At 46.2% G+C, this 12,882-nt stretch carries 11 protein-coding genes and 1 riboswitch; of the genes, 5 read left to right on the top strand and 6 right to left on the bottom strand.

The window, feature by feature from the left end; translation table 11 throughout:
* Positions 1-395: H-NS family histone-like protein (locus ACRC27_RS00270; protein ID WP_438638787.1), on the bottom strand; the 395-nt coding region annotated here is incomplete at its 3' end.
* 565 nt (positions 396-960) lie between these two features.
* Positions 961-1,146: riboswitch (Lysine riboswitch) on the top strand.
* Positions 1,147-1,228: 82 nt separating this feature from the next.
* Between ACRC27_RS00270 and ACRC27_RS00265 the strand changes: the two genes are divergently transcribed.
* Entirely contained in the window at positions 1,229-2,821 is a 1,593-nt protein-coding gene (locus ACRC27_RS00265) for a Na+/H+ antiporter NhaC family protein (RefSeq protein WP_438638786.1), read from the top strand.
* Positions 2,822-2,893: 72 nt separating this feature from the next.
* Positions 2,894-3,475, top strand: coding sequence for a thymidine kinase (locus ACRC27_RS00260; RefSeq protein WP_438623022.1), 582 nt, complete (start codon positions 2,894-2,896; stop codon positions 3,473-3,475).
* Positions 3,476-3,712: 237 nt separating this feature from the next.
* On the opposite strand, the gene ACRC27_RS00255 is transcribed toward ACRC27_RS00260, so the two are convergent.
* Entirely contained in the window at positions 3,713-4,249 is a 537-nt protein-coding gene (locus tag ACRC27_RS00255) for an exonuclease domain-containing protein (RefSeq protein ID WP_438631180.1), read from the bottom strand.
* A 306-nt stretch (positions 4,250-4,555) separates the two neighbouring features.
* Between ACRC27_RS00255 and ACRC27_RS00250 the strand changes: the two genes are divergently transcribed.
* Together ACRC27_RS00250 and ACRC27_RS00245 are read left to right on the top strand one after the other, a co-directional pair.
* Complete coding sequence (locus ACRC27_RS00250; RefSeq protein WP_438623024.1) at positions 4,556-6,325, top strand: SmdA family multidrug ABC transporter permease/ATP-binding protein; 1,770 nt, start codon at positions 4,556-4,558, stop codon at positions 6,323-6,325.
* Positions 6,309-8,072, top strand: coding sequence for a SmdB family multidrug efflux ABC transporter permease/ATP-binding protein (locus tag ACRC27_RS00245; RefSeq protein WP_438638784.1), 1,764 nt, complete (start codon positions 6,309-6,311; stop codon positions 8,070-8,072). The genes ACRC27_RS00250 and ACRC27_RS00245 overlap by 17 nt, the downstream gene beginning before the upstream one ends.
* 107 nt (positions 8,073-8,179) lie before the next feature.
* Here ACRC27_RS00245 and ACRC27_RS00240 read toward each other — a convergent pair whose 3' ends face one another.
* From ACRC27_RS00240 to tesB, 4 genes are all read right to left on the bottom strand, one after another.
* Complete coding sequence (locus tag ACRC27_RS00240; protein ID WP_438623026.1) at positions 8,180-8,620, bottom strand: DUF6691 family protein; 441 nt, start codon at positions 8,618-8,620, stop codon at positions 8,180-8,182.
* A gap of 101 nt (positions 8,621-8,721) precedes the next feature.
* Complete coding sequence (locus ACRC27_RS00235; RefSeq protein ID WP_438623027.1) at positions 8,722-9,147, bottom strand: YeeE/YedE family protein; 426 nt, start codon at positions 9,145-9,147, stop codon at positions 8,722-8,724.
* Positions 9,148-9,157: 10 nt separating this feature from the next.
* A complete protein-coding gene (locus ACRC27_RS00230; protein WP_438638782.1) occupies positions 9,158-10,834 on the bottom strand; it encodes an FAD-dependent oxidoreductase in 1,677 nt (558 codons plus the stop codon).
* A 185-nt stretch (positions 10,835-11,019) separates the two neighbouring features.
* Positions 11,020-11,880 carry an acyl-CoA thioesterase II gene (gene tesB / locus ACRC27_RS00225; RefSeq protein ID WP_438638781.1) on the bottom strand — a complete coding sequence of 287 codons (861 nt, stop codon included), beginning with the start codon at positions 11,878-11,880 and terminating at the stop codon, positions 11,020-11,022.
* Between the two features lie 501 nt (positions 11,881-12,381).
* On the opposite strand from tesB, the gene ACRC27_RS00220 reads away from it, so the two are divergent.
* The coding region (locus ACRC27_RS00220; protein ID WP_438638780.1) for a hypothetical protein at positions 12,382-12,882 on the top strand (501 nt) is incomplete at its 3' end.

Below are 12,882 nucleotides of genomic sequence, written 5' to 3'. Positions count from 1 at the left end.
TCTAAATCTTGACCAGCTTCAAGTGCTTGCTTGATGATTGCCGGTGTACGGCCTTGGCCAGTCCACGTTTTAAGATCGCCATTTTCATCAGTATATTCATACTTAGCAGGGCGAGCACTACGTTTTGCTTTTTTCGGTGCGGCTGTTTTACTGTTTGCCAGCATATCGAACAGTTCATTAGGATCAATGCCATCATTAATCAGCATTTCACGGTATTGTTGAAGTTTACGCTGGCGTTCTTCGTTTTCAGCTTGGTTTAGTTCAGCCTCTTCACGACGCTCTTCCACTACAGTAGTTAGCTTACTCAGCATATCTTCAAGTTGCTCGAATTGCACTTCACGTGCCAGCACGCGCAGGCTACGGATATTACTTAATACTTTAATTACTTCGCTCATCATTGTTATCTCAAAAAATGAATTAATTATTATCTTTTTAATGCTAACAGCAAAAATATTCAAGCTGTAGTACAAAAATAATTAAATTAACGGAAAAAGTATAGAAGCAATTGTCTGAAAACAGTCTTCGTTACAAATATAAATACATTTTAGTATAGAGTTTAAGCATATCCAACAGTTCGCTCTGTGTGATGTATCAATGAATGGATAAATCACTGCGTAGCGCTGAGGTTGTATAAATAAATGACAATTGTTAACTTATTTCTATACGGCATGTCATTTTCTCTTGTTTTTAACCTCGCAGTTAGATGCACGCTGATGCATAAGCTTATTTGTATGATATAGCGTGAAATAATTCTTATAAAAAGTGATATTTATGCATTGCATCACTGAAATCAATTGTTACAATGGATTCAGCAACCTGATTTAAGATGACTTTCATTTTTTAGTTTTAATCACTTAGTCAGCTTTGAACAATAAGTACGAGCTAAACGGTGGTTTCATTATTCACCATAGTTGTGGTGATGCAAAAAATCATTCATGGTTTATTGGGTTGTTGATTGTGTTTTGAAGTAGAGGTGCGCTGTTTATCAGTAATTGTCAGTAGGGTGATTCTGTTGATCGACAATGAAAGGAACCAGCGCCGAAGTTAGAGCGGTTATCACGCCCTCTGGCTGGTGGAGTACTCAAATAGGGGCTGCACTGCCATAGTCATAAGATTGTTAATACACTATGGAGCGCTACTGGTTGGTTTTGGTTCACAGATTCGTTGTTCCGTACCTTTAGTCATCTGACTGTCAGTAGATCTTCGCCGAACTTTTAAGGTAAAGATCATGAATATTGTTGATTATTCAAACTCATTTCTTGCGGTACTTCCCCCGCTCACTGCGTTACTGCTTGCCGTATTGACCCGTCGTGTCCTGTTTTCATTGGGCATGGGGATTTTGGTCGGCGCTTTATTATTAAACAGTTTCTCTCCTTTGGGCTCTTTAGGGTATCTGCAGCATAAGATCACGGCATTAGCGTGGGATGATGGTGCATTGAATTTGTGGAATATCTATATTCTGCTGTTCTTATTCTTACTGGGCGGAATGACTGCCATGCTGACACTTTCAGGTGGTAGCCGGGCATTTGCACTTTGGGCGCGTCAGCGGGTGAAAACGCCACGCGGAGCAAAGTTACTGACCGTATTTTTGGGCGCATTCATCTTTATTGATGACTATTTCAATAGTCTGGCCGTTGGCTCGATTGCCCGCCCAGTGACAGATCGCGCAAATATTTCGCGTGCAAAATTAGCTTATATTCTTGACTCAACCGCAGCACCGGTGTGTGTGATGATGCCAGCTTCCAGTTGGGGTGCTTATATCATTACCATTATTGGTGGCATTTTAGCGACGCACAGCGTGACAGAGTACACGCCATTGGGTGCGTTTGTCGCTATGATCCCGATGAATCTGTATGCCATTTTTGCATTGCTGATGGTGCTGGCGGTGTCATGGTTCTCTATCAATATCGGGCCGATGCGTCGTCATGAACGTATGGCGCAAGAGGGGATTTCACTGACCGGTCGCCCGATGGATGAGCAAGATAATGGGCACTCTGGTTTCTCTGTGCGTGAGCTGGAATCTGGCCGTGTTGCTGATTTGCTGATCCCAATTATTGCGTTGGTTGTTGTCACTGTTTCTGCCATGGTCTTTACCGGTTATCAGGTGCTAGCAGCTGAAGGCAGTGCATTCTCAATTATTGGTGCATTTGAAAATACTGATGTAGGTATTTCACTGGTCAGTGGCGGTATTGTCGGTTTAGTCCTGTCAATTGTCAGTACCCTGCGTCAGCGGGTTGCAATGGGCGAAATGGTACAAGCGTTGCTCAGTGGTATGCGCTCAATGCTACCGGCTGTGTATATTTTAGTGTTTGCGTGGACTATCGGTGCGGTAATCAAAGATATGTCGACCGGCAAGTATCTCTCATCGCTGGTACAGGGCAATATGCCAATTAGCATGCTTCCGGTTTTGCTGTTTATGGTTGCAGGTATTATGGCGTTTTCAACCGGGACGAGCTGGGGTACATTCGGCATTATGTTACCGATTGCCGCAGATATGGCCGCTGCTGCAGACATGGCAATGCTACTGCCATCAATGGCTGCAGTTATGGCGGGTGCGGTGTTTGGTGATCACTGTTCACCGATTTCCGATACCACTATTTTGTCGTCTACCGGCGCACACTGTAACCACCTTGATCATGTTACAACCCAGTTACCGTATACACTGATTGTTGCCGGTATTTCTGCAGTAGGCTTTGTTGCTCTGGGTATTACACAATCGTCAATGACTGCGCTGGCGGTTTCCGCTTTGTTATTTAGTTTTGTTATCGGTCTGTTTTACTTTTTACAGCCACGACCTGTTGCAATAAAAGCGGTGTCATAACACAGAATACAGTATGATTAAGAGGGCGGATTTCCGCCCTTTTTTACGCTTAAAATAGGAGCATTCACGCGCATGGCGCAGTTATATTTTTATTATTCAGCTATGAATGCAGGTAAATCGACCTCATTACTACAATCCTCTTATAATTATCAAGAACGCGGATTGCGTACGTTGGTTTTCACGGCTGAAATTGATAACCGTTTTGGTGTCGGGAAAGTCAGTTCGCGAATTGGGCTCTCTTCTGATGCTCTGCTCTTTTCACCTGAAACCGATTTACATGCTTGCATTAAAAATGAGCATCAAAAACAAAAAATTGATTGTGTACTGATTGATGAGTGTCAGTTTTTGAGCCGCAGCCAAGTTGAGCAGCTCTCTGATGTGGTTGATGGTCTTGATATTCCGGTACTGTGCTATGGTTTACGTACTGATTTTCAGGGCGAACTGTTTGTTGGAAGCCTGTATCTGCTGGCATGGGCTGATAAGCTGGTCGAGCTCAAAACCATTTGTCATTGTGGCCGAAAAGCCAATATGGTGCTGCGCCTGAATGCTGATGGTGTTGCTATCCGTGATGGTGAGCAGGTACAAATTGGCGGTAATGAGCGTTATGAGTCAGTGTGCCGGAAGCACTATAAAGCGGCGTTTACTCATAACTAAACTCACTTGATAACAATCAGCCTAAGAATCACCCTTCAGTGGTTATTCATTTCAACATTGTCGTACACTTTCTGACTCTGCTGTCAGTACAGCCGGTTACTGAGCAGTCTTATAATGGCACTCGGAGCACGGTAGGCACTTTCCCCCGCGATAGAGCGGGGGAAATAATTCATCATTAATAATGAATTTCACTACGCATTCAAAGTGAGTGTCAGCCTAATCATATTGAGCCGCTCTTTATTCCCCCACTTGTATACTCGGTAGCAGGGCTGCAAGTGCACGTGCTTTTAGCAGTGCATTATGTGGCGCAGTAAACAGGCTCAAATGACTCTCTTCTTGTATACCATGTTCTGGCTGGCTGAGAGCCCAGCGGCGTGCATCAATATAAGTAAAATCATCAGGGAAAGGCCATTCACTGTCGGTTCTAGCACAATCTGCACTCAATAATACGGCATCACCTTTTCCCCAACTGATCCAACCTTGAGCCTGTTGGCAATTAACCCATACAGTAAATTCACTGATTACATCTGGAAAAAGCTGGGCCACATCAATTTGTTGCTGTGTAATACCGGTCTCTTGTTGGCAGAACTCGGTCAGTTCTGGTTCAAAACAGGGTTTAACAAGGGCATGAAACTGGTTGGTGATTGTGCCGTCAAGCTCTACTGTTACTGCACCGATTTCGATAATTTCATTTTCTATTTCGCAAGAGAGATCATCTTGCTGACAAGAAACCTGCAAACTAATGGCGATGTAGGAAGTGAGCGCTGAGGTCATTTTTTTTATATCCGATGTTTTTGTGTAAATCTAAAGTTGTGTAGCATGTATAACACGACATGCAGGGCAAGTGATTAGGCTATCACGAATTGAGTCTAAATCGGGTAGATTAGCAGCAGAATGTATTCATTTTTCAAATGGTAATGAAAGTTATTATCATTTAATTCAGTGTTACGGTAGTATTCACTGCTTTAGATACTTCTTCGCCGTTTTAGGCATTTATGTATTGTTTTAGACACCATGCTAAGTGGCGTGTTGTGCTAAGTAACACGTTGATTTTTGATACGAAAATAATCGGGGTTTTCTGTGGGATTATTTAGGCAGCTGAGTTGGTTTTTCCGTCAGCAATGGAAACGCTATATCGGTGCTATCGGGTTACTGATTTCCATCGCGTTTTTAGAACTTTTGCCACCCATGCTGGTTGGGCGTGTGGTTGATGGAATTGATCGGCAACAAATGAGCAAACAGAGTCTGTTTGGTTTTATTGCCATTTTATTGGGCTGTGCACTGGCTGTATATCTACTGCGGGTTGTGTGGCGGGTATTACTGTTTGGCGCATCATATCGCCTTGCTGTGATATTACGGCAGGATATTTATCGGCAACTTAGCCGCCAGCACGGGCGATTTTACCTTAAGCATAGAACCGGCGATCTGATGGCTCGTGCAACCAATGACATTGATCGGGTGGTATTTGCAGCCGGTGAAGGTGTGTTGACGTTGGTTGACTCTATGGTGATGGGGCTGGCTGTTCTGTTTATTATGAGTACCCAACTAAGCTGGCAACTCACTTTACTTGCATTATTGCCAATGCCGATTATGGCGGCAGTGATTAAGCGTTATGGTGATCAGTTACATCACCGTTTTCGGGCTGCACAGGCTGCATTTTCATCATTAAATAATAATGTGCAAGAGACACTGACCAGTATTCGGATGATTAAAGCATTTGGGCTGGAAACGCGCCAGATGCAGCATTTTGCGCAAACCGCGCAGCAGGCCAGTGAGCGGAATATGCACGTGGCGCGTGTTGATGCAAAGTTTAATCCGACTATCTATGTGGCGATTGCCTCAGCCAACTTATTGGCCGTGGGCGGCGGAAGCTGGATGGTGGTTAATGGTCATCTGACTTTAGGGCAATTGACCAGTTTTGTGATGTATCTTGGTCTGATGATCTGGCCGATGTTGGCGCTGGCATGGATGTTCAATATTGTCGAGCGCGGCAGTGCTGCGTATGTTCGTGTGCAGTCTTTGTTGGAAGAGGATATTGATATTACTGCCGGTCATTTGCCGATCCCGACTGAACGCGGTGTTTTATCCCTGAATATTACGCAATTTTTGTACCCTGAAAACCCACATCCAGTACTGCAACAGATTGATATTCAGGTCACACCGGGCATGGTTTTAGGTTTATGCGGTGCAACCGGTTCCGGTAAAAGTACCTTGTTAGCCTTGGTGCAGCGGCAGTTTGATGTGGCACATAATGAGATCACTTTTCATGCTCTGCCGCTGACAGATATTGCACTGGATGCATGGCGTGCACGGCTGGCCGTAGTGAGCCAAACCCCGTTTTTGTTTTCTGCAACCATCGCTGAAAATATTGCATTTGGTCGTCCTGAGTCCACATTAGAGCAGATTCAGCGGGCAGCAGAGCTTGCCTGTGTTGCTGACGATATTGCCCATTTACCGCAAGGCTATCAAACGCAAGTCGGTGAGCGCGGTGTGATGCTCTCTGGCGGGCAAAAACAGCGTATTGCCATTGCACGTGCGCTGCTGCTGGATGCTGAAATCTTGATTCTGGATGATGCACTCTCTGCAGTAGATGGGCAGACTGAGCACCGGATTTTGCATAACCTAAAACAGTGGCGACAAGGCCGTACTATGCTAGTGGCTGCTCACCGACTATCTGCGCTGGCAGAGGCCGATGAAATTGTGGTTCTGCAACAAGGGCGTATTATTCAGCGCGGCAAACATGATGCACTTCGCCACCAGTCTGGGTGGTATCAGGATATGTACCAATATCAACAGCTAGAACAAGCCTTAGAGCAGGATGATGGAGTGAACAATGTTGAACCTGCGTGAACAGTGGCCAACGTTGAAGCGTTTACTGCGCTACGGTAAGGCACATAAGAAAGATATTATTATTGCTACCTTAATGCTGTGGTTAGCTTCGATAGCCGAAGTGGGTGGCCCATTATTGGTCAGCTTTTTTATCGACCATTTTCTTTCTCAGCACTATCTTCCGCTGTGGCCTGTTGTTGGGCTGGTGGTCGGATTTTTGTGTTTACAATTTGGTGCCGGAACACTGCACTATTTTCAGGCGCTGCGTTTCAACCATGTTGCATTGAACGTGGTTCAGCAGGTGCGCTGTGAGGTGTTTCAGGCAGCCATCCGCCAGCCGTTAAGTGCGTTTGATACTCAACCGGTAGGGCAACTGATCTCAAAAGTGACCAATGATACCGAGGTTGTGAAAGACCTGTATGTGACAGTCTTGGTGACGGCATTGCGTAATATTGCCTTAATCAGCACCATGCTGGTGGCGATGTTTGCGCTCAACTGGAAGATGACGCTGGTCGCAATGGTCATGTTTCCTGCCGTGCTGACTGTAATGAGTCTGTATCAAAAGCGCAGTATTCCGATAGTGCGTAAAGTGCGTAGTTTACTGGCCGGAATTAATGATGGTTTTAATGAAACGATCAGCGGTATCAGTGTGATCCAGCAAATGCGGCAAGAAGCGCGAATGGGCGAAAAGCTTTCGGCAGAAAGTCAGGCACATTACCGTGCAAGAATGCAGGCTTTGCGGTTAGATGCCTTCTTACTGCGCCCATTACTGAGCCTGATTTCAGCCTCGGTACTGAGTGGATTGTTGCTGGTATTCGGGTTTTCAGCCACCGGCAGCATTGGTGTCGGCGTGTTGTACGCATTTATTAGCTATCTTGGCCGCTTAAATGAGCCGTTGATCGAGCTGACATCACAACAATCTATGCTGCAACAAGCCATTGTTGCCGGAGAGCGTATTTTCACGTTAATGGATGCGCCGGCACAGCACTACGGTGACAGCATCCAGCCACTGGCTGATGGCCGTGTGGAAGTGCGTAACCTCAGTTTTGCTTATCATGTTGCAGAGCCGGTTTTGCAGCAGATTACACTGAATGTGCCTGACCGAGGTTTTCTGGCATTAGTCGGCCATACAGGTAGCGGAAAAAGTACGTTAGCAAGCCTGTTGATGGGCTACTATCCAGTACAAGAGGGGCAAATTTTACTGGGTGGACAACCTTTATCAACACTATCGCATGATGTTTTGCGTCATGATATTGCTATGGTGCAGCAAGACCCCGTAGTACTGGCAGCGACTGTGTATGACAACGTTGCGCTGGGGCGCGAAGTGAGTGAAGAGGCTGTTTGGGCGGTATTAAAGCAAGTTGAACTGGCTGAATTGGTTAGTGCGTTACCACAAGGGTTGCACACCTTGTTTGGTGAGCAGGGCAATAACCTGTCTGTGGGGCAAAAACAGCTCCTCGCTCTTGCGCGAGTGCTAGTACAGCAGCCAAAAGTGCTGATTCTTGATGAGGCTACGGCAAATATTGACTCCGGCACAGAGAGATCAATTCAAACGGCATTAGCACGGGTACGCCGCTCTACAACACTGATTGTGATTGCGCACCGTTTATCCACCATTGTAGATGCCGATCAAATTGTGGTACTACACCGAGGCAATATTGCTGAACAGGGTAAGCACGCGGCATTGTTACAGCAGCAGGGGCGATATGCGCAGATGTGGCAACTTCAGCAAGTCACCGATCAGTTGTTGCAGCAAAAAGCCGGATAGTGTTTTATACCGATACTCTACCCGTTCAGAGGGGTTTTCACCCTTGGGTAGCGTATCGGTAAACACTGGTAATAGCTGATAATGATAATAGTGAAAAAAATCAAAAATTAACCTTTTGGGGTACTCTCCTTTACCAAGCTATTTGTGGCCTTGTCACCTAGCCATAACCCGATGACTAACGCAGAAAAAAACAGTACTGTAGGTAAAGAAGGCGCGACAAGTAAGGTAATCGCAGGGCCAGGGCAGATCCCCGCTAACCCCCAACCAACACCAAAAATAGCCGCTCCGCAGACTAAGCGTAGCGTGATTTTTTTACTGGCAGTATCAGGAAGTGGATCACCGCAAACTGCGGTTGAACAAGGCTTTACCCAGCGAAAATAGCCGGTAGAGAAAACGGCAAGTGCACCAAACATGACAAATGCCAGTGTCGGATCCCAGTTGCCGGTAATATCCAAAAAGTCTTGTACTTTGGCCGGATTATTCATACCCGAAACGGTTAATCCACTGCCAAACAGCACGCCACAGATAAGGCTAAACAGATAGCGCATTTTCTCTCTCCCTGTATTTAGCGGGTATTTCAGTCTATTTAATTCACGGATTTGTTTGGTTATTGTGCTTCATTGGGTATGTATCAGGTGCTCACAGGTTGTTAGCCAGCAAAAATATGCCGCAGTAGATAGACCGTAATGAACCCAGTGGCCATAAACGTGCAGGTTGCAATGATAGATCGCACTGACAAACGCCCCATCCCACAAATACCGTGCCCACTGGTACAGCCATTTCCCAGCTTTGCACCAAACCCGACCAATAATCCAGCAACCACAATGAGGGGTAAGGGAGCGTTAACGGTTGAGCCTAATGTGATACCCATCAGGTTTGCGGTATACAGCGCACCTACAGCCATTCCCAGAACAAAAAGAATACGCCAAAACCACTCTTTATTGGGATGAAGCAATCCGGTGAGAATGCCACTAATACCCGCAATACGGCCTGTACTTTTAAGCAGTAACAGAGCCGATAAACCGATTATTGCGCCACCAGTCAACCCCAATAATGCACTGCTAAATGAAAACATGTTGCCCCCTTTAATACTGGCGTACGGATACCGCATACTGAATATATCCACCACTGAGGTTTGCGCAGCGGAAACCATGGTGTTGTAATAATCGGCACGCTACAGTTCCGCGTAATCCACTTTGGCAAATTACTAAAATCTCTTTCTCTTTGGGAAGGGCCGAGAGATTTTCGCGCAAGTTATCAACCGGAATATTGATGGCATTGGGAATTTTACCGATGTTTTCCAGCTCGGCAGGATTACGGATATCTAGCAAAAACTGATCATCGCGTGGGTGTTGTACATCAGCAACATGGCAGACTGGAACATCCCCCTTTAGCTGGTTAGTCGCAACAAAAGCGGCTTGGTTCACCGCATCTTTTGCTGAACCAAAAGGTGGAGCATAGGTCAGTTCAAGGTGTTGTAAATCGGCCACACTCATTCCTGCACGCAGTGCAACGGCTAAAACGTCAATACGCTTATCAATACCATCACGCCCAACTGCCTGAGCACCAAGCAAACGGCCGCTGGAGAGTTCATAGACCAGTTTTAAACTGACAGGGTGTGCTCCCGGATAGTAACCTGCATGGCTACCGGTATGAACATGAATACACTGTGCGTTAAACCCCGCCTGCTGCGCTGTCCGTAGAGTTAACCCTGTGCTGGCGGCAGCCAAAGTGAAGACTTTGCAGATAGCCGTACCTTGGGTGTGGCGATAGTGTTCGGTATTGCCGAGCATATTGTCAGCGGCCATACGCCCTTGGCGATTTGCTGGCCCCGCGAGAGGCGTGACGCCAGCATTTCCAGTGACCAGATGTGTGGTTTCGATGGCATCACCAACGGCATAAATATGGGGGTCAGAGGTCTGTAGCTGTGCATTAACCTTAATGCCACCACGGGAGCCAATCTCTAATCCGGCACTGCGAGCAAGCTGGGTATCCGGCGTAACACCAATGGCTGCAATGACTAAGCCGGTTTCCAATTGTGTGGTATCGGAAAGTTGCAACAGCAGATTATCCTGTCGAGTTTCCACTGCGGTCAGACCGGTGTTCAGACGCAAATCTACCGCCTGACAAGCCAACTCCTGATGCAAAAATGCAGCCATATCCGCATCAAGGCTGGTCATTACCTGTGGTGCTAGCTCGAGTAATGTTACGGGGATCTTGCGTTCACGCAGCGCCTCGACAACCTCTAGGCCGATAAAGCCACCACCCACCACCGTTACATGTTGTTTAGATAAAGTGCTAAGTGCGGCAATAATACGATCCATATCGGGGATATTACGTAAAGTCAGTACCTTGGGGTGATCAAATCCAGGAATTGAGGGGCGGATAGGTGATGCACCAGGGCTAAGTAGCAGCTTGTCATAATGCTCAATATATTGCTCACCGGTCAGTTTATTATGCACGGTGATCTGCTTAGTATCTCGGTCAATACTCAGTACATTGTGCTGCACTCTGACATCAACATTAAATCGTCGCTTGAAGCTCTCGGGCGTTTGTAAAAGCAGTGATTGGCGTTCGGGGATATCGCCCCCAATATGATAAGGCAACCCGCAGTTGGCAAATGAGATGTATTCACCGCGCTCAAAAACGATAATTTCAGCGTGCTCATTAACGCGCCGTGCCCGTGCGGCAGCGGAAGCACCTCCAGCTACACCGCCAATAATTAGGATCTTAGGCCTGTTTTGTGCATCCATAGTAGACATAAAACACCTCTTAATTAAGATTTATTTAATTTAGTATTATCTAAAATAATAAAGTTAGCAAGTAAACAGCACTGAGCGTACTGATTTAATCAATTTTTATCAGCATACGGTGTTGGTTATAAAAAAACCGGATACGAGATCCGGTTTCAGGGTTTTGATAGGCAGTGATTAATCAGGGAAAAAAATCATTTACGCTGGCGGATTAAACCCTCTTGTACGGTAGTGGCAACCAATTGCCCATCACGCGTAAATACACTGCCGCGTACAAGGCCGCGTGCACCTGATGCCGACGGGCTTTCAACTGCATATAAAAGCCAATCATCCATACGGAAAGGGCGGTGAAACCACATGGAGTGATCAATTGTTGCAACCTGCATATCGGCTTCCAAAAAACCTTTACCGTGCGGCTGTAACGCGGTGGGTAGGAAGTTAAAGTCAGACGCGTAGGCCAGCAAATATTGGTGTACCCGCTGATCATCAGGCATGCTACCGTTTGCTTTAAACCAGACATAACGCGTTGGTAGATCAACTTCCCCTTTTAGTGGGTTGCTAAATTTAACTGGACGCATCTCAATTGGGCGTTCGCACAGAAATTTCTCTTTTACCGAAGCGGGCAGAAGATGTGCCATCTTACGTGCAATATCTAATTCAGACTCTAGCGTTTCAGGTTGTGGAACAACCGGCATGGTATCTTGATGTTCAAAGCCCTCTTCATGAAGCTGGAAAGAGGCGGTGAGATAAAAAATAGGGCGACCATTTTGAATTGCGCTGACACGGCGGGTACTGAAACTACGGCCTTCACGCAAAATTTCAACGTCGTACACAATCGGCTTATGGCTATCACCGGGCAGTAAAAAATAGCTGTGAAAAGAGTGTACCGCCCGTTCAGGAGAGATGGTTTGCTTGGCCGCATGCAGAGCCTGACCAATAACCTGCCCGCCAAAGACTTGGCGAAGGCCTAAATCCTGACTTTGCCCCCGAAAAATACCCTCTTCAATTTTTTCCAAATGCAGGAGTTGCAGTAATCCTGCCAATACATCGCTCATGAATAACCTCGGAATACATCATCCGATGCTCTGTGGCACCGATTAATTACGTTTCTGTTTTTGCGTGATACGCAGTGGAATATCAGAAGCATAGCATTAACTGTGTGGTGGGCTAAAACCTCAGCATGAATCTGTCATTGTGTTATGAAGGTGTGTGTTCGGATTTTCCCTTGAGAGGAAATGTAAATGACGTCAGCGTGACAATAGATCTACCCTGTGAATGGATATAAGTAAGAGACTTGGTAAAGCAAGGCGAGTGTGGTGTGTATTTTTATCACGGTGATTTATCTGTGGTTGAAACTCGGTGTTACTGCTGAGTTTGATCTTCTCATCGGCAGAACCACCTATACTCAACATAATTCAACGTAGCGCTTTGTAGAAATCTGGTTCGATGTGGTGGTAAGTGTTAAAGCGTGGAGATATAACATAGGTATATAAAAATAACAGAGATACAGGGTACCGACCTATAACAGTGGTAATACATACAACAAGGAGGCATGTATGAGAGAGAGTGTTTTTACATTCGCCGCAGTGCTGTTTACGCTACTGGCTACGGTTTCAATGGCACACTCTGTAACAGATCTGAATCTGGTATTATCGCTGCTGTTTGTGGTGTGGCTGCTTCCGCAATCAGGGGCGCGCGGCGCAGTTTTGGTGGCGGTGCTTATTCTGTTTATGGTGATATTGCCGTTACAACCGCTCTGTCTGAGTGTGGCGACCTTGATGGCATACCCCATGCTGTCTATTTTATTTTCCCCGTCAGCCTCAAGTAACTTGCGATTAGCCCTGTTTATTCCATGGATTGCGATGCCTAGTGCGGTCATGGTGCTGCAAAGTGAAGGTGCTATTGGCGGCTCGGCATGGTTAACTTTTGGTCAGTTTTTGGCTGTGAGTACAATTGCGCTGTTGTGCCAAGGCTGGAAAGGGTTGCAAGGCAATACAACCGCGCTGTTGGTGGTGGCTATCCCTCTGAGCATATGGTTGCCGATGCAGACACTGGCG

The sequence above is a fragment of the Plesiomonas sp. genome (genome assembly GCF_051650925.1).
GTDB lineage: Bacteria > Pseudomonadota > Gammaproteobacteria > Enterobacterales > CAMTGL01 > Plesiomonas.
This window is presented reverse-complemented; position numbering and strand designations above follow the sequence as displayed.

Excerpts from the sequence above, each read along its gene's own strand:
- ACRC27_RS00265 (WP_438638786.1), top strand. The coding sequence starts at position 1,229 with ATGAATATTGTTGATTATTCAAACTCATTTCTTGCGGTACTTCCCCCG.
- ACRC27_RS00260 (WP_438623022.1), top strand. The coding sequence starts at position 2,894 with ATGGCGCAGTTATATTTTTATTATTCAGCTATGAATGCAGGTAAATCG.
- ACRC27_RS00255 (WP_438631180.1), bottom strand. The coding sequence starts at position 4,249 with ATGACCTCAGCGCTCACTTCCTACATCGCCATTAGTTTGCAGGTTTCT.
- ACRC27_RS00245 (WP_438638784.1), top strand. The coding sequence starts at position 6,309 with ATGTTGAACCTGCGTGAACAGTGGCCAACGTTGAAGCGTTTACTGCGC.
- ACRC27_RS00240 (WP_438623026.1), bottom strand. The coding sequence starts at position 8,620 with ATGCGCTATCTGTTTAGCCTTATCTGTGGCGTGCTGTTTGGCAGTGGA.
- ACRC27_RS00235 (WP_438623027.1), bottom strand. The coding sequence starts at position 9,147 with ATGTTTTCATTTAGCAGTGCATTATTGGGGTTGACTGGTGGCGCAATA.
- ACRC27_RS00230 (WP_438638782.1), bottom strand. The coding sequence starts at position 10,834 with ATGTCTACTATGGATGCACAAAACAGGCCTAAGATCCTAATTATTGGC.
- tesB (WP_438638781.1), bottom strand. The coding sequence starts at position 11,880 with ATGAGCGATGTATTGGCAGGATTACTGCAACTCCTGCATTTGGAAAAA.